Annotated in this window: 15 protein-coding genes and 5 pseudogenes; 8 read left to right on the top strand and 12 right to left on the bottom strand. The window is 60.1% G+C overall.

Annotated elements, in window-relative coordinates; all coding sequences use genetic code 11:
- Nucleotides 1-675 precede the first annotated feature (675 nt).
- Nucleotides 676-1,035, top strand: a complete 360-nt coding sequence (locus tag ACFLEY_RS06235) for a DUF2188 domain-containing protein (RefSeq protein ID WP_396604559.1) — start codon at nt 676-678, stop codon at nt 1,033-1,035.
- 255 nt (nt 1,036-1,290) lie between these two features.
- Here ACFLEY_RS06235 and ACFLEY_RS06230 read toward each other — a convergent pair whose 3' ends face one another.
- Together ACFLEY_RS06230 and ACFLEY_RS06225 are read right to left on the bottom strand one after the other, a co-directional pair.
- Nucleotides 1,291-2,355, bottom strand: a complete 1,065-nt coding sequence (locus ACFLEY_RS06230; protein ID WP_026192128.1) for an IS630-like element ISRj1 family transposase — start codon at nt 2,353-2,355, stop codon at nt 1,291-1,293.
- Nucleotides 2,356-2,506: 151 nt separating this feature from the next.
- Nucleotides 2,507-2,719 (bottom strand): hypothetical protein, encoded by a 213-nt coding sequence (locus tag ACFLEY_RS06225; RefSeq protein WP_060910402.1) that lies wholly within the window; start codon nt 2,717-2,719, stop codon nt 2,507-2,509.
- A 19-nt stretch (nt 2,720-2,738) separates the two neighbouring features.
- Between ACFLEY_RS06225 and ACFLEY_RS06220 the strand changes: the two genes are divergently transcribed.
- Both ACFLEY_RS06220 and ACFLEY_RS06215 read left to right on the top strand, forming a co-directional pair.
- Nucleotides 2,739-3,014 carry a hypothetical protein gene (locus ACFLEY_RS06220; RefSeq protein WP_249166237.1) on the top strand — a complete coding sequence of 92 codons (276 nt, stop codon included), beginning with the start codon at nt 2,739-2,741 and terminating at the stop codon, nt 3,012-3,014.
- 97 nt (nt 3,015-3,111) lie between these two features.
- Nucleotides 3,112-3,576, top strand: coding sequence for a hypothetical protein (locus ACFLEY_RS06215; RefSeq protein WP_129557494.1), 465 nt, complete (start codon nt 3,112-3,114; stop codon nt 3,574-3,576).
- A 492-nt stretch (nt 3,577-4,068) separates the two neighbouring features.
- Here the strand turns inward: ACFLEY_RS06215 and ACFLEY_RS06210 are convergent, their stop codons facing one another.
- From ACFLEY_RS06210 to ACFLEY_RS06195, 4 genes and pseudogenes are all read right to left on the bottom strand, one after another.
- The gene (locus tag ACFLEY_RS06210; RefSeq protein ID WP_060910401.1) at nt 4,069-4,710 is read right to left on the bottom strand and encodes a hypothetical protein; all 642 of its coding nucleotides are present in this window, start codon (nt 4,708-4,710) and stop codon (nt 4,069-4,071) included.
- A complete protein-coding gene (locus ACFLEY_RS06205) occupies nt 4,710-5,087 on the bottom strand; it encodes a hypothetical protein (protein WP_060910400.1) in 378 nt (125 codons plus the stop codon). Before ACFLEY_RS06205 ends, ACFLEY_RS06210 begins: the two co-directional genes overlap by 1 nt.
- Nucleotides 5,088-5,300: 213 nt before the next feature.
- Nucleotides 5,301-5,560, bottom strand: a pseudogene (locus tag ACFLEY_RS06200) (transposase); the annotation flags it as partial.
- Nucleotides 5,561-6,346: 786 nt separating this feature from the next.
- On the bottom strand, nt 6,347-6,916 hold the full coding sequence (locus ACFLEY_RS06195; protein WP_304567195.1) for a YopT-type cysteine protease domain-containing protein: 570 nt from the start codon (nt 6,914-6,916) through the stop codon (nt 6,347-6,349).
- Nucleotides 6,917-7,881: 965 nt separating this feature from the next.
- Between ACFLEY_RS06195 and ACFLEY_RS06190 the strand changes: the two are divergent.
- Nucleotides 7,882-8,741, top strand: a pseudogene (locus tag ACFLEY_RS06190) (IS256 family transposase); the annotation flags it as partial.
- A gap of 71 nt (nt 8,742-8,812) precedes the next feature.
- Here ACFLEY_RS06190 and istB read toward each other — a convergent pair.
- Both istB and istA read right to left on the bottom strand, forming a co-directional pair.
- Complete coding sequence (gene istB, locus ACFLEY_RS06185) at nt 8,813-9,580, bottom strand: IS21-like element IS1631 family helper ATPase IstB (protein ID WP_060912419.1); 768 nt, start codon at nt 9,578-9,580, stop codon at nt 8,813-8,815.
- 4 nt (nt 9,581-9,584) lie between these two features.
- Nucleotides 9,585-11,342 (bottom strand): IS21-like element IS1631 family transposase, encoded by a 1,758-nt coding sequence (istA, locus tag ACFLEY_RS06180; RefSeq protein ID WP_100214066.1) that lies wholly within the window; start codon nt 11,340-11,342, stop codon nt 9,585-9,587.
- Nucleotides 11,343-11,465: 123 nt separating this feature from the next.
- On the opposite strand from istA, the pseudogene ACFLEY_RS06175 reads away from it, so the two are divergent.
- Nucleotides 11,466-11,795: pseudogene (locus ACFLEY_RS06175) on the top strand (transposase); the annotation flags it as partial.
- Nucleotides 11,796-12,353: 558 nt separating this feature from the next.
- On the opposite strand, the gene ACFLEY_RS06170 reads toward ACFLEY_RS06175, so the two are convergent.
- Both ACFLEY_RS06170 and ACFLEY_RS06165 read right to left on the bottom strand, forming a co-directional pair.
- Nucleotides 12,354-12,587, bottom strand: a complete 234-nt coding sequence (locus ACFLEY_RS06170; protein ID WP_060910399.1) for a DUF6894 family protein — start codon at nt 12,585-12,587, stop codon at nt 12,354-12,356.
- Nucleotides 12,588-14,174: 1,587 nt separating this feature from the next.
- Nucleotides 14,175-14,558, bottom strand: a complete 384-nt coding sequence (locus ACFLEY_RS06165; RefSeq protein ID WP_050995255.1) for a hypothetical protein — start codon at nt 14,556-14,558, stop codon at nt 14,175-14,177.
- A 179-nt stretch (nt 14,559-14,737) separates the two neighbouring features.
- Here ACFLEY_RS06165 and ACFLEY_RS06160 point away from each other — a divergent pair, with 179 nt between their 5' ends.
- Nucleotides 14,738-15,022: a DUF3892 domain-containing protein gene (locus ACFLEY_RS06160; RefSeq protein ID WP_060912893.1), complete on the top strand. Its 285-nt coding sequence runs from the start codon at nt 14,738-14,740 to the stop codon at nt 15,020-15,022.
- A 747-nt stretch (nt 15,023-15,769) separates the two neighbouring features.
- On the opposite strand, the gene ACFLEY_RS06155 is transcribed toward ACFLEY_RS06160, so the two are convergent.
- Together ACFLEY_RS06155 and ACFLEY_RS06150 are read right to left on the bottom strand one after the other, a co-directional pair.
- Entirely contained in the window at nt 15,770-15,973 is a 204-nt protein-coding gene (locus ACFLEY_RS06155; RefSeq protein WP_028182460.1) for a cold-shock protein, read from the bottom strand.
- Nucleotides 15,974-15,988: 15 nt separating this feature from the next.
- Nucleotides 15,989-16,564: a tyrosine-type recombinase/integrase gene (locus ACFLEY_RS06150; RefSeq protein ID WP_060910398.1), complete on the bottom strand. Its 576-nt coding sequence runs from the start codon at nt 16,562-16,564 to the stop codon at nt 15,989-15,991.
- Nucleotides 16,565-16,699: 135 nt separating this feature from the next.
- On the opposite strand from ACFLEY_RS06150, the pseudogene ACFLEY_RS06145 reads away from it, so the two are divergent.
- Nucleotides 16,700-18,042 (top strand): annotated as a pseudogene (locus tag ACFLEY_RS06145) (IS1380 family transposase).
- Nucleotides 18,043-18,250: 208 nt separating this feature from the next.
- Nucleotides 18,251-19,562: pseudogene (locus tag ACFLEY_RS06140) on the top strand (IS256 family transposase).
- Nucleotides 19,563-19,597: the final 35 nt, after the last annotated feature.

The raw sequence follows: 19,597 nt of genomic DNA, 5'->3' as shown, positions 1-19,597 counted from the left end.
TTAGGAGTCACACTCCAGACGATTAGGCCGTTTCTGTTCCGGTGATAACGACTCCGCGCCCCGACGCGATGACCTTCCTTGGTAGTAAGTTGCCGATGGCGACTCGCGACGGCGCTGCCTGCGATCCGAGACTGATTGCCAAGTCACCGCCCTATCCTGGTAGTTGCTCTAGGGCATTCGTCCGGAGGATACGTGGCCCGGTCAGCTTCTCCCTCCCTTGAGGCTGACCGGGCGAAGTTAGCGACGCGTGGTAGGGACAGCGCTCGGCCTCCGAACTGGGCGCCGAGCCACGTGGCCGCTAACTTCAACCGTGGGGTCCAAATGGACGGTGATCATCAGCGTGACAAACCTTCGCCCGCAGAGCTGAGACGTTCGGAGCGGATACTACGCGCCGACCAGATCGCCCCTCGGGGCCTCACTAAGGCCAACGCAGCCGCCTATTGTGGCTGCTCGAAGGACGCGTTCAACACGTGGGTTAAGAAGGGCTTGGTGCCGGAGGCTATCCCCGGCACTCAGCGGTGGGACCGCAAGGCAATCGACTGGTATCTTGACCGGGCTTCTGGTCTGCCTACCGGGGCGAGCGCATCGAGCGATCCGGATGCAGCACTGGCAGACTGGCGGGCTTCCAGACGTGCGGACCGGTGAGACACCCAGGCAACGAGATTGTCGACTTGAATGTCGTCCATCCCGCGCGTTAGCGACGCTGCGAGGCGGCCACCAACTCCGGTAGTTGAGACGACCGCGTCAGGTTTGCAAAGATCATCCGGACCATCGATCATAGAGGCGATGCCGGAGAGAGGCTTTATGGCTGGCGTTCAATACTTTGTCACGCGCTACAAGGGCCAATGGGCGGTTTCACTCAAGGATGCGTACTCAGGCCCCCATGCCACTGAGCAAGAGGCCATCGGTGTCGCAGTGGAAAGCGCCCACGAGCAGGGGCAGGCAGGAAACGACGCGCAGGTTCTGGTCCAAGGCCACGACAATAGATTCAGAAGCGAGTGGGTGTATGGGTGCGACCCGTACCCACCAGGTTAAACCGCGCGGGCCACCAGATGCACATATTCGAGCGGGACATCACCTCACTGCGGTCGCAAGCGCTTGCGGTGCTTGCAGCCAATCAGGCCCGCGCGGCCGATCAGTCTTTGAGCCAAGCAGATCGCCAAGTCGCGACGTTTAGTGCCGAGGAGGCTCAGGCAGTGCTAGGCATACTCGACAGATTGAAACCCAACCTCGGGCCGGAAGAGGCACGGAAGATCACTGCGCGCATACGAACGCTTCTAGTACCCGGAATCAGAGCTGAGTGATACGGCGGCCTTTGAAACGGCGTTGACGGACCTTTTTCTTGGTCCAGACGAAGGGCTCGGCTCTGTCGTTGTATGCGTTGACGTAGGCATCGATGTGTTCCTGAAGCTGCTTGAGGCTCGTGAAGGAGGTGCCGCTGAGCGACTGCCCCTGCAAGATGGAAAACCATACTTCGACCTGATTGAGCCATGACGCACTTGTCGGCGTGAAATGAAATTGCACGTTGGGGTGGGCCTTGAGCCAGTCCTCGTTCTTTTTATGGGTGTTGAGGTTGTCGAGGATGACGTGAAGCTTGCGGTTCGGAAAAGCCGCGGTGACGCTGTTCATGAAATCGAGAAACTCGACGCGGCGCCGGCGTTTTGAATGGGTCGCGATGATCTTTCCGGTGGCGACTTCGAGCGCCGCAAACAATGTTGTGGTGCCATGCCGCTTGTAATCGTGGCTTTGGCCGGTCAAGGCGCGGCCATTGGGCAACTTCAGATAACCCTGCGCTCGCTCCAAAGCCTGGATCGAGGGCTTCTCGTCCACGCACAGCACAATGGCCTTCGCCGGCGGCGCGACATAGAGGCCGACAACATCGGCGGCTTTGGCCGTAAAGTTCGGGTCGTTGCTCTCGCACCAGGACTTGCGAGCCACCAGGTCAATCTTGTGGCTGCGCAGGAACCGCCAGACATATTGGACATCGACATCGCCCAGCGCCTCGGCCAGCAGGGGGCCGGTCCAGCGCGCAAACCCTTGCGGTGGCGGCTTATCCAGCAGCTTCAGAATCCGCTTGTCGGTCGTCTTCGTATAGATCGGCTGCTTGCCAGGCCGCGGCTTGTCTTGCAGCCCTTCAAGGCCATGGTCGGCATAGCGATGCCGCCAAAGGCTGACAATCCGCGGCTGGACCCCAACTTCCTTGGCGATCGACCGGGTGCTGCGCCCATCCGCCGCCAACAGAACTATCCGCGCCCGCTTCAAATCGCGCTGCAACGTCACCGGTGAGCGACAGCACGCCTCAAGCACCTTGCGATCTTTCCTCGAAAGGTGGACTTCTCTTGCTTCGGGTATCATCCCGACCTTGAATCACGACTCACGTTCCAAGAAAAGTGGGTACTAGAGTGGGACGTGTGAGTGCCAACCGGTTCGGGTGGGATGCCTGTGAGACTTTCGCCAGCGCGGCGCGCCCGCCCTGCTTACGGCGTGCGGGCGCCGGGGTTTTTGGCTAGCCGTCTCGGCATCGAACGCCGAAGTTATCGCAGGTGCTCGCGAAGGCCTCTTTTGCTTTCGCATCTTCAAAGCAAAAGCGCGTGCCGACGTCAGTACGATCGATCCACCAGTCGACGTTATTGCCCTTCGCAATGCGGGAAGCTTCTCCGCGCAGTAGATCGAGCTGCCTTCCGGCTGCATGGACGATCAGGCAATTTCCCTTTGGCATAATCGCGAATCCTCAAACGATGAAAGTGCAATTTGATTCCGCGAAAATGAAAAACTTATGGCAGAGAGGGATTGCTGCCCCGGCCCGGACGTACGGCGAGACGCAGGCGGACCAGGTTGGAGAGCTATTTGGCGCTCCTGAACTGGCGGTCCAATACGGCGCCCGTGTCGCTCAGGATATCGCCAGCGATCCCGACTATGACCCTGGTGCGGGCACGGTTGTGATTGTGGCTGATGGCGCCGGTGCAGAGATCGCGCGGCGGGAGTTGAGGGGCGGGCGAAAGCCGTGGAGGTGAGGGGCCAGACGATTTACCATTCCGCCCAGTTGAGACTAAATCACTATTCCCTCGCGCCCCGACTGTTGTATGTATAAAAACGGGAGGGGCAAAAGCAATGCAAGCACAGGAAGCAGCGCGGATATTTCATGATTGGGCGTCAATCGAGGGAATGTTGCCCGAAGGACCGGTCACCTCCGTCCAAATAACCAACGCCGAGAAGGCACTCATTTCGCCCGTTACGGATCTCGGCAAGCAGGTGCTTCGAACAAAGCAGATTTTGAGCGTAGGCTTCAACGAGGCCGCCTCTGAGATCGTTGTCTTTACAAAGCGTGCAGCTCCGACGACCAAACCAAACGTCACAAAGCTTCCTTACCGCAGAAGATCGAAAATGTTTCGATCGTGTATCGACAAGGAGTGCAGAACCCTGTCGGCCCAGATTCGTTGCCATTTTCAGGACCAACCGCGACACGTCTGTTTAGTTGCAAAAAGAATATTCCCCATCAGATCGGCCGAAATTTTGTTGTCGGTGACGACCTGCCGCCGAAAGCTGACACAAGGTCGAGGGCTCGGCTCGGTGTAAGGAAAAATTGTAGCCTAAAAATTTTTTTCCCCCGCGAATTTTTAGTGGTGGTCCGCGAGGTCCACGCCACACTCCAATAGCTCCCATCGCTTCTGACGACAATACGAGCCAACGGGCTCGATGTGCCATCCACGCATGTAGCGAATGATCGGCGCGACATTGCCATCGACGATCCCATGCACGACTTCCGCGCCAGCGCAGAAATGAGGCGCACTGATCCGAAGCAAGCCGGGGGTACTCGATGAAGGGGCTGACATCGTCGGGTTCGCCGTAGTCAGGGTTATTTGCATTTTCTGCAAGGAAGTCCGCGTCGCTCTGCCGGTCGCTGTGCTGATCGTCGTCGATGGATCGAGTAAGGGATGGGCTTAAGATCGCGGAGATCGCGAGCGCGAGCAGAACCGTGCGTCGCCTACGTGCAAGGGGGGTGGGAGTCATTTCGCTCATGAACCTTCCCCGAGGAAGGTGGTGGGAGTCGATTCGCTCATGGACCCTCTATCGCGTCGCTGCATTGACGACAGCCCTGTAGAAGTGATGCGGGAAGCGCGCCTGGACGACGCCGGACACGGTGCCCAGGAAGTCCCAATGCTCATTGATCGTTGCGCTCCCTTGCAACACGGCGAGCGTTTGCAGCGGGAGACGCTTCTTCGTGCGACGACGCACAATCAGCACCTTGCCGTTGCTCACGATCTGGAACGTCTTGCGCTTCTGCCCGTCCACGCGCTTCAACTGGCGACGCACCACGGTATGGACCTGCGCGCTGCCAATCGATCCGTAGGGTTTGATCAGGATGCCGCCGGTTGCGAGACGGCCGCTGCTGTTGCGCTTCGAGTGGATCGAGAGCGCGTTGTCGGGCTGCTTCTCTTTGCCCGCACCGATGACATGGCGCTCCATGTACTTGTCGATGGAGCCGACCACGGACTTGAGATTTCCGCCGTTCGCCGGGCGGATGCGGATGCCGCTAACGACCCACGGCCGACGCAGCACAGAGATGCCTGGGATTTGGACACGCAACGCTTGCTGCGCATCTTGCGCGGTGAAGGTCAGCGCCTTGGCCGTCGCGGTGTTGATGCTGCGATCACGAAGCTGATCGAGCCGGTCGAGCATTCCCTTCGTGAGCTTGAGCGTGATCTGCACTACAGATAGCTCCGCACGATCCGCTCGACTTCATCGGCGAGCTCTTCGGGGGTGGGAGCCTTCGCCGTGATCACGGTGAAGCCGAGAGCCTGAAGCTTGGGGTGCCGCTCCTTCTGCGCCTTCGAGCGCGACCCCTTGGGCGTCTTCAGTTCGATGCTGAGCAGAGACCCGCCGGTGATATAAACACGAACGTCGGGCTCGCCCGCCGTGAGGCCCGTGACCTTTGCTTCCATGCGCTCGCGTCGCGAACGCTTGGCTCGGTTCATATCACCGGCACAGGTGATCGGAAGCCCGGCGTCTTCGAGCGCGTGAAGGCGAGAGATGACTTCCGCCTGATAGCGCCACTCGGAGATGTTATCGACGATGCGAGTTTCCATGCGCGAATACTCGCGCAGATCACCGCATCGAAAGAGACCGATCCGGTCGCCGTCATTGCATATTCCGGTTCAGCCCGGTAAGCGGAAGTGCTCGGCACGGACTGTAAGGTCCGCAGTGGGCCGGCCCCATGTGTGGACGTATATGGACCCCGCCCGATTGCAACGACCGGCTTGATCAGGATCGACGGCCACAACTGCTGACGTATATCCGTCTTCTTGATGCGGTCTGGCGCGCGGCTTGGTGGCGGACAGACCGAAGATGTAGTCGATGCCGTTGGTCTCGCACCACGCCATTGCCTCCGGCCGGGCATAGTGCCCGTCGCCACGGAACGTAATTCGCGTGTTGTGCCACCGCGTACGGATTGCCGTACCAGGCGGCGCAGAAGGGCACGCACCTCGACGCCGCCCGGCGTCTTGCCGGGCCGCAGCACGACCGCCACGGGCCGGCTCTTATCCGTGTCGTAGACGTGGATCGACCGCCATCGAAGGCAGCTGTGACTTTCTTGGCGTGAACGGCTGGAAACGAGGATGGCAGAATCGTATCATCGGTCATGGCGGGCGTGGTTTAAGGTGATGGGGTGGCTTCGCAACCGAATCCTACGCCGCATCAGCGCTTTACACCACGCTCGCCAGCCCTCAGGCGCACTCTTACGAATAAGACGGGTTAGCGTAGGGCGCATTGGATTAGCGACCAGCGCCGGGGTGCATTCTGCGGCGCCGCCCGCAGCGGCGCAATCGCTGGAGTCGCGCCCCTCAGGTCCTGCAGGGAGCACCCTGGCAATGTGGAAAACTCCGACGCTTTCACCGTTCGAAGATAAGGTGCCTTGTCAATCAAGACTTTGGCTTTTCAGGATGAAGCTGCTTGTAAGAGTCACAGCTGGACCAATATCGATGCGCCGGCTTTGCGTGCTTCAAACGAAAGTTGATGTCGTGGAAAGTCATATTCTGCGCACAGTCGGTCTGGATCAAGCGCGTGGTTCGATAGCGGACGGCATGGATTGTCGCCGCAGCAATTGTTTCTTGGCGACGTCAGTTGAGCAAACCGCAGGCGGCCATTGCGAAACAGAATTACAATTTGTGGCGACCGTCATGGATAGCGGGGTGCCGCCCCCCCGCTTTCGATGCCGGCACAATCGCAAGCCGGCACGCAGCCGCCTATCCGCTGCAGATTTGCCCCCCGCCGCGACCGAACGCAAGCGCCGGCCGACGCATCCGCGCCTTCACAGAAGGCGTCAATCACCGCGGCCTGAAGGCCCAACTCACTGCATCCTTTGCGTCGTGATTGTCGACAAATGCTGCCCGTTGGGATTCCTGTAACGATTGGCGAGGCTTTGTAACAATGAAGCCATCTGGTCAGGATCTGATCGAACAGTAAATTCTCCATAGTTAGGGTCGAAAAGCGTGGTCGTTCCATTCGAGGCCGACGTCGCCACTGTGTGGGCGCCGCCTTCAGCGAAATACAAGCTGAGTAAATGGTTCGATCCGTCTTCGTTGATTTCGTTCACCATGGACTTGACGTTCGAAGACTTGCCGAATGCGAATCTCTTCTCTTCTCCAGCCGGTTCCAAGCCTGCTTCCTCCAAAATGGTATTTTGTGCCTGAAGGTCGGCCTGAGAAGATCCTGCTCCCCTGCTTCGTAACTGATCCTTAAGACCTTGATATTGCTGCTGCCGTTCAGCCGCTGAGGCGTGCGTTTGCGATCCGGGTGTAAGCGCACTCATTCGGGTTGATGGGCTGTTGCTAAGATTGCGGAACCACTCCGCAGTCAGCCCGACGCAGATGCCATCCACATTCGCATCACGCAGGTCGGCCGTTCTGTATTCGAACAAGGAGGTGGCCGGACTCTCTGGAGAGGATGTACTGGGTTCGGAGGCGCTAGAGGTTTGAACGTTTGCATCCAAGGTATGTGGCTTGCTGCAGCAGGCCCCCATCTTGTCAGGCAACTCCCCCCATCGTGAGCTCCACTGGGGCGCGAGATCTGCAAGTGTTTCTGTAAAGCTGCCGCTATCCACCGACTGGCTCGGTTCGTCAGTTTGGCTAGTGCGTGTAGATGAGCCACCGATTCGATCATACATGACGATTCACCTCTCTGTGCTACCCTAGTCTCTTCGCATCAATTCGGGCTGCTTAGGCCCTGCGGCGAGGATACCCGGACAAGCTGATGGCGAGCTGACGGACAGCTGTTGTCCAGCTAAGAAAGCGTTCCTTTGTCGGACTTCTGACAACGTCGGATACGCCTCGGCGTAGTGCTGTGTCAGATCCTCAGATTCCGGAACGCCGCCGACAGGCTATCGCTGCGATGCTCGCGCGGCATCGAGCGCCCACGAACCCGAGATCCAGAGCAATGACAGGATGCTCGCGGATTGCCTCGAGCGGTTGTTGCTGCCGCAGCCTGGCGGATAGACTACTTCTTCCTGGCCCGCGCTTCGGTCCCAGCGATTTCTCGATAGAGCCAAAGCAAGCCATGGGGCACGACACGGCGGCAATAAGCTTCCGCCGGCGTTCCCTCCGCTTCGACGCCTATCAAGGCGGAGAGGGCGTCGCGCATCTTGACGATTGAGATGTCGGGCCGGCCTTGCGCAATAGGCGGCATGCGCGGTATCGGCGAGCAACCCGATCGCCATGGCTCGCGCCGATGGTAACCTGTCAAGCTTTGCCGCCTCGACCTGAGCACGTTCGAACCACTGCTTCGCCGCCGCCCAGTCGCCGAGCGTCGCAGCGTTTATGCCTGCCTCGCGAGCGATGAAGAGCTATGCGGGAAACTGGGTGATGACGGAAATGAGATAGGCGGCGTATCGAGGCGGGTGTCGAGCCTGCCAGAACCTCAAGGAGAGCGATACGCCATGAACGAGCATAGCAACATTGTCCCACTGCGTCAGCCCGATGAGATCGACGATCCACTGACGAATATTTTGCGATCTGGTGCTCGGCAGCTGCTTGCGCAGGCTGTCGAGATGGAAGCCGAGGCGTTTCTCGCCGCGATGAAGGGCTTGAAGCTTCCCGATGGCCGCGACCGCCTCGTGCGGCACGGCCATGGTCCAGTGCGGACGATCCAGACGGGGATCGGCGCCGTCGAAGTCGCCCGGGTAAAGATTCGCGATCGCGCGGTGACCAGCGATGGCGAGCGGATCCGCTTCACCTCGGCGATCCTGCCGTTGTGGGCACGGCGCACGAAGAGCTTGGATGCACTTTTGCCGGTTCTGTACCTGCGAGGCATCTCGACGGGCGACTTCCAGGAGGCGCTGGCGGCGCTCTTGGGCAAGGATGCGCCGAATCTTTCTCCGGCGGTGGTTTCCAGACTGACGACGGAGTGGCAGCTCGAGTACGAGCGTTGGCAGAAGCGCGATCTGTCGGCGCGCCGGTACGTATACGTGTGGGCGGACGGCGTCTTCCTGCAGGCTCGCATGGAAGACCACAGCGAATGCATGCTGGTGCTGATCGGCGCGACGCCGGAAGGCAAGAAGGAACCCATCGGCTTCCAGGTCGGCGTGCGCGAGAGCACGCAGAGCTGGCACGAACTGCTCGTCGAGGCGAAAACCCGTGGGCTGAAGATCGCCCCGGAAATCGCCGTCGGTGACGGCGCGCTCGGCTTCTGGAAGGCGCTCGACGAGGTCTTTCCCGCCACGCGACATCAGCGGTGCTGGGTGCACCCCCGCGGGTCACTTCAAATTCCTCCGGGTGTGGTCAGTCAAATTCCTCCACCCGCGAGGCAGGACAAGGGACTGTTAGTTTGAGTTTGTTTCCCGGGCAAGAGCTTCAGCGGCTTCTTTGAGCCGATAGCTGCGTCCGTCGAACTCAAGCAGATGGCAATGATGCATAAGGCGATCGAGGATCGTCGTGCTCATAGTGTTGTCCCCAAGGTATGCCCCCCAATCCTGCACGACGCGATTGGAGGTGACGATGACGCTGCGGCGCAGTTTGTAACGCTGATGGATCAGGGTCTGCAGCAAAGTGCCGGCGTCGTCGGGGATGGCGCGTGCGAGGAATAGATCGTCCAGCACGAGGAGATCGCAGTCGATGATGGTTCGCAGCCGGACCTCGCGTTGTGCCGGAGAGTTCAGGGCGTAGTGGTGAAAGAAGTCGTCGGTCTCAAGATACTGGACCTTGTGGCTTTGCAGGATCGCCTGATAGGCAATCGCCTTGGCGATGTGCGACTTCCCGGTGCCAGGTTTGCCAACAAGCAGAGCGTTCTCGCCAGCGGCAATGAACGCCAGGGTGTGGAGCTGGAAGCAGGTCTGACGTGGCAGTTTGGGATTGAAGGACCAGTCGAACTCGGCGAGCGTCAGCTTTTCGTCGAGCCCGGATTGCTGGTATCGCCGCTCGATAAGACGGGACTGACGACGGTCCAGTTCATCCTGCAGGATAAGGGAGAAGGTCTCGAGGAAGGGCTGGTTGGCGCCCTGCGCCTGGAGCACGCGCGTCTGCAGCGTGTCGCGGACACCCGACAGGCGCAGCTGTCGTAGGCAACGCTCAATTTCCGGCATGGTCATCATGTGGCTAGGTCTCCAGTTTAAGGTGAGAAGGTGCAGCGGGAGCGCTCGTGGCGCCGGAGTTGGCCGGGGTTGCGCAGGCGACACGAGCGCGGATTGCCGTGGCGTGATCGTCGTGAGCCTCGGCCTGCCGACCATTGTCGTCGGCGTCGCGCCGCACAGCGCGGCTGAAGAGGTCGCCGTATTCCGCGGGGGTACGGATCAGCGGATGATCCTGGGTGAGCGGCGATGCCGGCTGTGGCGTCACTCCAACCTGCTCGATCGCCTGTTCGAACAACCGCTCGACGGTCGCACGCACGTGCTTGTAGCGGTAGATGCGGTTGTCGATGGCGTGCGCGCAGGCCTGCTCGACCAGCCGCGCCGGATACTTCCGGCCCAGCCCGACAATGCCCCACATCGCGCGCTGTCCGGGGCGCCCTTCGGTGTCGAACACCTGCTGGCACAAGGCCCTGGTCTGCGGTCCGATGCGCTCGGCGCTCGCCAGCAGCACGGCGGTTTGCCGCGACGGGTTGAACGGCCGTTCGCTGGTCGGCAGGACGACAGAACCGGGGTGCGCCATCCGGGAATGAACACGCAGCAGCGCACGGGTGTGGCGATCACGGATCTCGATCGTGGTGGTGTAGATGCGCACGACGACCTGGCTGCCGATCGGCGCGGGCCGCGCGGCGTAATAGCTGTTGTCGACGCGTACGGTGGTGTCGTCGCAGACAGTCCGGACGACTTCGGTGAAGATGCGGAAGGGAGCGACAGGCAGCGGCCGCAGGTGCGGCTTCTCTTCCTGGAACATCGCCTCGACCTGACGGCGCGTGCTGCCGTGGATGCGTTTGGAAGCCCAGTTCTCCTCCCAGTGCCTCAAGAACTCGTTTTGCGCCTCCAGCGTCTCGAAGCGCCGTCCGGCCAGCGCAGTGCCCTGGGTATGTTGAATCGCATTCTCGACGCATCCTTTCCGATTTGGATCGGCCACGCGCGCGGGATCGGCGACCACGGCGTAATGAGCCAGCATCGCGCTGTAAATCGGGTTGAGCTGGGGCTCGTACAAATCCGGCTTGAGGACGCCTTCCTTCAGGTTGTCGAGCACGACATAGCTGGGGACCCCGCCAAAATACCGGAACGCCTCTTCGTGGAGCTGCGCCCAGACTTGTTGGCTGGACTTCCAGACTACCCGCCGGAAGCTGCGCCGCGAGTAGCGTAGCGTCATCACGAACAGGCGGGGACGACGGTACCGCCCGCTCTTCGGATCAACCGTCGGCGCGCCCTCGCCATAGTCGACCTGAGCTTCCTCGCCGGGGAGGAACTCAAGACGATCAAACTGCTCAGGATCAGCGTGCCGCAACCGGCGCACAAACCGCTTGACACTCTGGTAGCTGGACGGAAAGCCAAATTGATCAACCAGGTCCTGGTAAATCGCCTGCGCGTTCCGCTTCAGCCGGACCTGTTCTTCGATCCACGTCCGATGCGCTTCGCAAGCCGAACGGGCCAGGCTGCTGGTGACCGTCGCTTCCGATGTCCCAAAAGCCGGTGGTCGGGGTGGAGGAATTTGGCCGTCCGCGCTCACCGAGCCGGTGGTCACTTCCCCGGGGGAATTTGCCTCCGCACCGGCCCGCAGCGCCTGATAACGCCGGATCGTCTTGCGATCGACACCCGTCAGCCGGTGAATCTCGCGCTGGCTGGTGTTGCGATCAAGTAATGTAAGTACGGTGCTTTGCAGATGTCGCTTCAAGACGTTCAACTCCCCGGCCCCTTGCTGGCTAAAGGGGTCGAACATAAACGTCCTGCCTGACCGGCTACTGCTGTTCAGCGGCGCTGACGGCGATCATCAGGTGGGGGAGTTTCAAGTGACCATACCCGGGGGATTTTGACCGACCCACGGGGGGGTGCACAAAACCCGAATATCTTGAACAAAGTCGCAGTGTCGGTACAGGCCAGCATGAAGAAGGATCTGCGCGAGGTCTATTTGGCGTCCAACCGAGCTTCGGCCGAAGTGGCGATCGATGTCTTTGCCGAGAAATACGGAGCGAAGTACGACAAGGCGGTCGAGTGCCTGACGAAAGATCGCGACGCAATGCTTGCGTTCTACGAATTCCCCGCCGAGCATTGGGACCACTTGCGGACGACGAATCCCATCGAAAGCGTGTTCGCGACGGTCCGGCACAGAACGGTGCGCACGAAAGGTTCGTTATCGTCAACGACTGCCAAGTTGATGGTGTTCAAGCTGCTTTTCGGTATCATACCGGGTGCCGACATGCCGCACCTCCCCGATCAAGGCCTCCTCCATATACGACTTTGGAGGCACTATGACGAGGTCGCCACGGTGAATTTTTTCATAGTAGGTGCGGACCAGGCCTTCGAGCTGCGCCGCACTGTTACCTTCACCTTCCGGTGAATAGGTGCTCAGGTCCCGAGAGGGGCGATCATCTGACGGTTGGCCCCGCTTATACCATGCCCGAAACGCTCGCGATCGATTGACGCGTTGACGCAATTGCTGGTCATCAAGCGGGAGATCCGGCTCCAATTTGAGGCCAGGAAGCTCGAGGATTAAGCTGCTGTTCTCCCTGAAGTCACGATATAAACGGTAGCCTTTTCCCGGCCTGGCGACGTAGACGTTGTGTTCTTCACCAAGAACGCGCGCATTCAAATCAATTGTAATCATTCCCCCAGCACCCCGCGTCAGCGAGACACAACTAGGGGTTTCTATCCCGAAATCCGGGTTGATTCCAACGGGGGCCAGAGTGATAAATAGGTCCGTTTCGGACGCATGTCTCAAAAACCAATCCCCTCACCTCCTCCACTTCCACCGGCCCCTCACCTCCCGCCGCTCGATCTCTGCACCCGAGTCGTCGAGCACAATCACAACCGTGCCCGCACCAGGGTCATAGTCGGGATCGCTGGCGATATCCTGAGCGACATGGGCGCCGTATTGGACCGCCAGTTCAGCGGAGCCAAATAGCTCCCCAACCTCGTCCGCCTGTGTCTCGCCGTTGTGAAAGATCGGGAAGTAGAAGCGTTGCATAGCTTTGGCCCTCCGTCAGTGTGGTCATGCGCCAACATCAGGCCGGGGTGCACCTGTCTAAATTGACAGGGATCGCTGTGCACCCGCGCCATCGCCCGCCCCCCTCTGCGGAACGCCATGAGCCCGCATCATTATCTCTTCGGGATTGTCTCGACAGCTTCTCGTCAGCCCGCTCGGTCATACTTCAAATATCAGAAGCTGGCAGCGATATCTCGTTAGTAGGAATGCGAGCTAATTTGAGGCGAGCCCCTTTCTGAATTGCAACGCGCGACGCTCGCATTACAGGTTGCCCACCTGTTGACCCGGTGTCGCGCGTTGCTCTGATTGATTCACGGCCGCCAAGCGATGTCGCCGCGAAAGGGGGCGCTCGGCACCTACGAATTGGTGGGCCCGCATCATTCACTCGGAAAGCCCTTAACTGAACACGTTCTGTACGCCATAGGACATCACGGCTGAGGGGTTGCAGCAAATTGCGCCGTTTCATCATTCAAAAAGGAAGGCCGACTCCGAAGGCGCGGGGGCGAACCTTTCTTAAGCGGAAGAGGCTTACGCACCTTCTTGGAGCTACAATCGTACTCTGTTCGACGCGGCTCGCGCTCGCTGCGGACGCCCCCGGGCTGGAAACAGCGAACATTAGAGAATTCGCCTCGTACTTCAGCCCGAACGACTTCAAGATCGTTGATTTAGATGACCTTTATGCTGCCCCTGCAAAGTTCATCGGGCAGCCTATCGAGCTTCGAAACGTGAGGTGCCTCTACGCCATGGACGGCTACCACTGCATTGCACCTCAGCCCGGAATGGTTACGATTGTTTCTGCAAAGTCTGTCGCACCTGCGGCAGAACGGGAAGCCTTGAAGAACGACTGCGCGGAGATCCAGGCGATGGCTCACCTGCCCGCTTGCCGAAAGGATGTTCGAATTATCCCAGCTGGCTTGACCGAAAGCTCCCTCCCCAACTACGCTGCGAAGCGCGTCGTTATGACGGCCGAGAGAATTGAAATACATCCGGCGTCGCAACCGAAGCATTAACGCCGCCGAATGCCACGCGTTGCTGCTCCGTCATCGCTTTTCTGAGCCTCAAGAGAAGAAGCAGCGCGAGCGCGACTCGGCGTCGGGAATGCGAAACGACGCTGTCCCTACCACGCCCGCGCTGCCCCAGTGTTAGGGCGACATGACTCGGCGCTTCGCGATGGAGCGCCGTCCCTATCACGCTAACTTCGGTGGCCAGCCTTGCCAGGACAACGCCAACCCTCGCTTTCCCGGGAGGGTCGTCAAGCTCCACGGGCGCCAAGTTGTAGCGCCAAGATCGCTCGTGGGGCACCTACCTGGATTGGTTGGGCTGCCTGGGGGCAAGGCCGATGTCGAAGCTGCCCGCGTCGCGAATTCTATTTCTCCGACTGCGGTATGTAGTCCCGGTGAAGGACGGTTGGCCTTGCAGCACCGTCAAAGAGCACAGTGATGCCGGTAGTTCGCGGGCTGATTTCGACTACCGTCCCGGTTTTGTGCAGCAAGTCCGAGCACCGGACATTCCCAAGTCGGCTCATCTTGAAGCGACTGCCGACGGCAAGTCGGTGTGTCTTATGCGCGGTCATTCCTCGATTCGGGAATAGGTTTCCGTGACGTGCGCCACCGTAAGCTGGTAGCCCTGCGTCCTCGCCTCCGGAATATCCGCCAACCGACGATCAGAGGGTAGTGTGAGTCGAGAACTGATGTTGAAGTGAGGATACTTGCCCTTGATCCGGGGATGTAGTTCAGCCGCAACTTCCACGTCTGACGTCGCAATGTATCTGCCACCCCACATCTCGATGATGTTCTTTAAGGGGTAGGTTGGCTTTGCGAGTCTCTTTGTCGTACTTTGCGCATCAAACCACTCAAACGCGATCCTGATACAGTCGTCATGTTCGTGCACATTATTCGGTTGTTGATATCGGACGCGTTTTTTGGCCTCTGAGATTTGTTGAGCGGTGAGCATACTACAGGCTATCCCTGTCGCGTCCGATGAATTGATTGCGATCAAAAGCGGAGGCCGCGCGAGCGCAAATTGTATCGCTGGGAGCTCCCGCAAGGCACCTACCTGAATTGGTCGGCGGCATGGTCCGCCACTGAACGCTAACCTTGTTGCTCCTTTTGCATCCGAAAGAAGAGACTCCCGTGGCCAGACTCGCACGCGTTCGTTGCATCAGGAAGACCGACAGGACGAATCCACACGAGAGAATTAGCAGCATCGGCGGGGTATATTCGAACGGAAGTCACTGGAAGCAATCTGTCGTTCAGACGATCAGAGACATCGAAAGCGGCGCGTGGGAATTCTATGTCCAGGAAGGCGGGCTCACTGCTGGTTTGATCGTGGCCAAACACGAAGGGCACAAGTACATCAAGACGACGGCAGACGGCATTCAGCCAGACAATCTTCTTTCACTCGCTGAGTGTCCGTGATGCTTGTCGATCCCAGATCGCCGGTGGTGCGGGCGCAACTCGGCGCCGTTCGGCTGCGCGGCGCCAGGCGCTGTCCCCGCCACGCCCGCACTACCCTTTGAAGTTAGCGGCAACATGACTCGGCGCTTGAAAAGTTCCTCGCGTTTACCCTGAGGGAGCGCTGTCCCTGCCACGCACCGCTAACTGGGGCCAGCCAGCCTCAGGCAGGAAAGAAGCTGACCTGGATCTTATCGCTCGCAGAACGAGCATAACTACAATAACGGGGGCTTAGCCCGCGATGGAAGCAGCGCGGGCGCGCCTCGGCGTCGGAATGCGTAACCGCCGCTGTCCCTGCCACACCCGCGCCGCCGGTGAAGTTAGCGGCAACGTGACTCGGCGCCTTGACGTGAACCGAGGAGGCGCTGTCCCTATCACGTGCCGCTAACTTCGCGCTGGTCAGCTTCAAGCGGGCAGCAAGAAGCCGATGGGTGTGTATCTTTCAGCCAACGCCACAGCGCAACTACCAGAACCGGTCGTTCACCTGTCTTGGCAATCAGTCTCGGATTGCAGGCGGCGTTGGTGCGAGTCGCAATCGGCAACTCACTACCAAGGCAGGTACAGCGCGACTAACAGTACCAAGGCTGCAAGCCCGAACGCCCACGCGAACAATAGCGCCTTATCCATCGGCCGATTCCGATCGATCTCCTCGGCCGCCCGCAGCGGCGTACCACTGCGGCCTTTTTTCGTTGAACCGCACGTTGCGGTCCTTCACCCGATTCGTAGATTTTCCGCTGAGTCTTTTCCGCGATTGTTCACGACGTCGAAGCTAACCTTAGCTCCCTCTGCGAGTGAGGTGAAACCAGCCTTCTCAACCGCCGAGATGTGAACAAAGACGTCCTTCCCACCAGAATCCGGTTGAATAAACCCGTACCCCTTCGTCGGGTTGAACCACTTCACCGTCCCCATTGCCACTTGACTTCTCCATTTTTAAAAACCAAAGCTATTCCTGACTTTCGACAAAAGAAAGGCTGGCGGTAAGCCGTTGAGACAATTGAATTCAATCAGTCCTGCTGGGATCGCCATTTGGCTTTTGTCGTCAATGATTTCAATGATTTTCTTGCGCGCGGCTTCGCGACAATAGCGCTCGATTTCGCGGATATCGGTGTGGCCAGTGATGCTCATGATTTCGCGGGCGCTGCAGCCGGCCTCAGCAAGACGACGACACGCGGCCTTGCGAACTCCATGTGGCGAAGACTTCGGAGGAAGGCCAGCGTCGCACGCCGCTTCGCTAATCCACGTGGAGAACGCTTTCTCGCTGCGAGCGCGGCCGTACATGGTTGCGATGAAGGCCGGGCCGTCTTTGGGGCATTCGGCGATGTAGCGCGCCAGGCCGACTCCGAAGGCGCGGGGGCGAACCTTTCTTAAGCGGAAGAGGCTTACGCACCTTCTTGGAGCTACAATCGTACTCTGTTCGACGCGGCTCGCGCTCGCTGCGGACGCCCCCGGGCTGGAAACAGCGAACATTAGAGAATTCGCCTCGTACTTCAGCCCGAACGATTTCAAGATCGTTGAATTAGCCTGTCTTATTCGTAAGAGGCGCCCGAGAGGCTGGCGAGCGTGGTGTAAAGCGCTGATACGGCGTAGGATTCGGTTGTGAAGCCAACCCCATCACCTCCAACCGCGAACGCCACGCCCGCCATGACCGACGATACGATTCCGCCCTTCTCGTTTCCAGCCATTCACGCCAAGAAAGTCACAGCTGCCTTCGATGGTGGGCGCCTAACCTCGAACGGGGGCGTGATGCTTCTGGCGATGGCCGAGCGGCGTCTCGGCTTGGCCGACAATCTGGCCCGGGTGTTCCCGGATCGGCGCGATCCGACGCGGGTCGTGCACAGCCTTGTCGATATGTTCCGCGCGCGCATGTTCGCGATCTGCTGCGGCTACGAGGACGCCGACGACCTCGATCATCTGCGGTCCGATCCCGCATTCAAGCTGGCCTGCGGACGGCTGCCGGACACGGGCCGCGATCTGTGTTCCCAACCGACGCTGTCGCGGCTGGAGTTGCTCCGCGCCTGCGCGACGTGATCCGACTGACCTACATTTTGGTCGACGCATGGATGGATAGCTACCCGCGCGAGCCGGCATCCGTCACGCTCGACATCGATGATACCTGCGATGTCGTCCACGGCCATCAGCAGCTCTCGCTGTTCAACGCTCATTATGACGAACGCTGCTTCCTGCCGATCCACGTCTACGACACGGAGAAGAGCCGTCCCGTGGCGGTCGTGCTGAGGCCCGGCAAGACGCCGGGCGGCGTCGAGGTGCGTGCCCTTCTGCGCCGCCTGGTACGGCATATCCGGACGCGGTGGCACAACACGCAAATTACGTTCCGTGGCGACGGGCACTATGCCCGGCCGGAGGCCATGGCGTGGTGCGAGACCAACGGCATCGACTACATCTTGGGTCTGTCCGGCACCAAGCCTCTCGCCAGAAAAGTCGACGAGGTCGCCGACGACATCCGCACCCGACGCGCCATCGAGAACCTGCCGGTTCTGCGTGGCTATACCGAGACCCGCCACAAGGCAAAGTCCTGGGATCGCGAACGGCGCACCGTCGCCCGTATTGAGGCGACGATGCTCGGCCTCGACATCCGTTTCGTCGTCACCAGCCTCGATGTCGGCTCGGCCGAGTGGATCTACGACAGCCTGTATTGCGCGCGCGGCCAAGCCGAGAATCTGATCAAGCTGCATAAGACGCAGCTCGCCTCCGACCGCACCAGCTGCCGTTCGGCGCTCGCCAACCAGGTCCGTCTCCTGCTCCATACGGCCGCTTATTGGCTGATGCTGACCGTGCGCGACGCCATTCCCAAAGTCCGGGAATTGGCCGCTGCCGAGTTCGCGACGCTGCGTCTTCGGCTCTTGAAGCTCGCCGCCCGTGTGGTCGAGACCTCGAGCCGCATTCGCCTTGCGTTTGCCGCGGCATGTCCCGAAGCCGACCTGATCCGCTGCTTGCCCGGCGCGCTGCTCCCGCTCGGTCCGTAACCGACCGGGCCTGCGCCCGCTCACCCGCCCCACTCCTCCATCGCCTACAAAACAGCTTGATGTAGAACCCGGTGAGAAAAGGCCGGACGGTCACCCACGCCAGCCGCCAGCCCCCGTCAGACGTCAAGAACGACCGTGCTCTCGTGAATAGATCGGGTTAGAGAGCTATGCGGAAAACTGGGTGATGACGGAATGAGATAGGCGGCGTATCGAGGCGGGTGTCGAGCCTGCCAGAACCTCAAGGAGAGCGATACGCCATGAACGAGCATAGCAACATTGTCCCACTGCGTCAGCCCGATGAGATCGACGATCCACTGACGAATATTTTGCGATCTGGTGCTCGGCAGCTGCTTGCGCAGGCTGTCGAGATGGAAGCCGAGGCGTTTCTCGCCGCGATGAAGGGCTTGAAGCTTCCCGATGGCCGCGACCGCCTCGTGCGGCACGGCCATGGTCCAGTGCGGACGATCCAGACGGGGATCGGCGCCGTCGAAGTCGCCCGGGTAAAGATTCGCGATCGCGCGGTGACCAGCGATGGCGAGCGGATCCGCTTCACCTCGGCGATCCTGCCGTTGTGGGCACGGCGCACGAAGAGCTTGGATGCACTTTTGCCGGTTCTGTACCTGCGAGGCATCTCGACGGGCGACTTCCAGGAGGCGCTGGCGGCGCTCTTGGGCAAGGATGCGCCGAATCTTTCTCCGGCGGTGGTTTCCAGACTGACGACGGAGTGGCAGCTCGAGTACGAGCGTTGGCAGAAGCGCGATCTGTCGGCGCGCCGGTACGTATACGTGTGGGCGGACGGCGTCTTCCTGCAGGCTCGCATGGAAGACCACAGCGAATGCATGCTGGTGCTGATCGGCGCGACGCCGGAAGGCAAGAAGGAACCCATCGGCTTCCAGGTCGGCGTGCGCGAGAGCACGCAGAGCTGGCACGAACTGCTCGTCGAGGCGAAAACCCGTGGGCTGAAGATCGCCCCGGAAATCGCCGTCGGTGACGGCGCGCTCGGCTTCTGGAAGGCGCTCGACGAGGTCTTTCCCGCCACGCGACATCAGCGGTGCTGGGTCACAAAACCGCGAATATCTTGAACAAAGTCGCAGTGTCGGTACAGGCCAGCATGAAGAAGGATCTGCGCGAGGTCTATTTGGCGTCCAACCGAGCTTCGGCCGAAGTGGCGATCGATGTCTTTGCCGAGAAATACGGAGCGAAGTACGACGGTCGAGTGCCTGACGAAAGATCGCGACGCAATGCTTGCGTTCTACGAATTCCCCGCCGAGCATTGGGACCACTTGCGGACGACGAATCCCATCGAAAGCGTGTTCGCGACGGTCCGGCACAGAACGGTGCGCACGAAAGGTTCGTTATCGTCAACGACTGCCAAGTTGATGGTGTTCAAGCTGCTCTGCGCCGCATCAAAGACCTGGCGGCGGCTGAAAGGCACAAATCAGTTGACGAAGGTCAGCGCAGGTGTCAGATTCGAAAACGGCATCGAGGTCATCCAAGTGCCGGAAAACCACGCCGCCTGATCGCCTCGTCACCCAAAATCCCGCATAGCTCTATC

The sequence above is a fragment of the Bradyrhizobium sp. YCK136 genome, assembly GCF_044570075.1.
GTDB lineage: Bacteria > Pseudomonadota > Alphaproteobacteria > Rhizobiales > Xanthobacteraceae > Bradyrhizobium > Bradyrhizobium diazoefficiens.
This window is presented reverse-complemented; position numbering and strand designations above follow the sequence as displayed.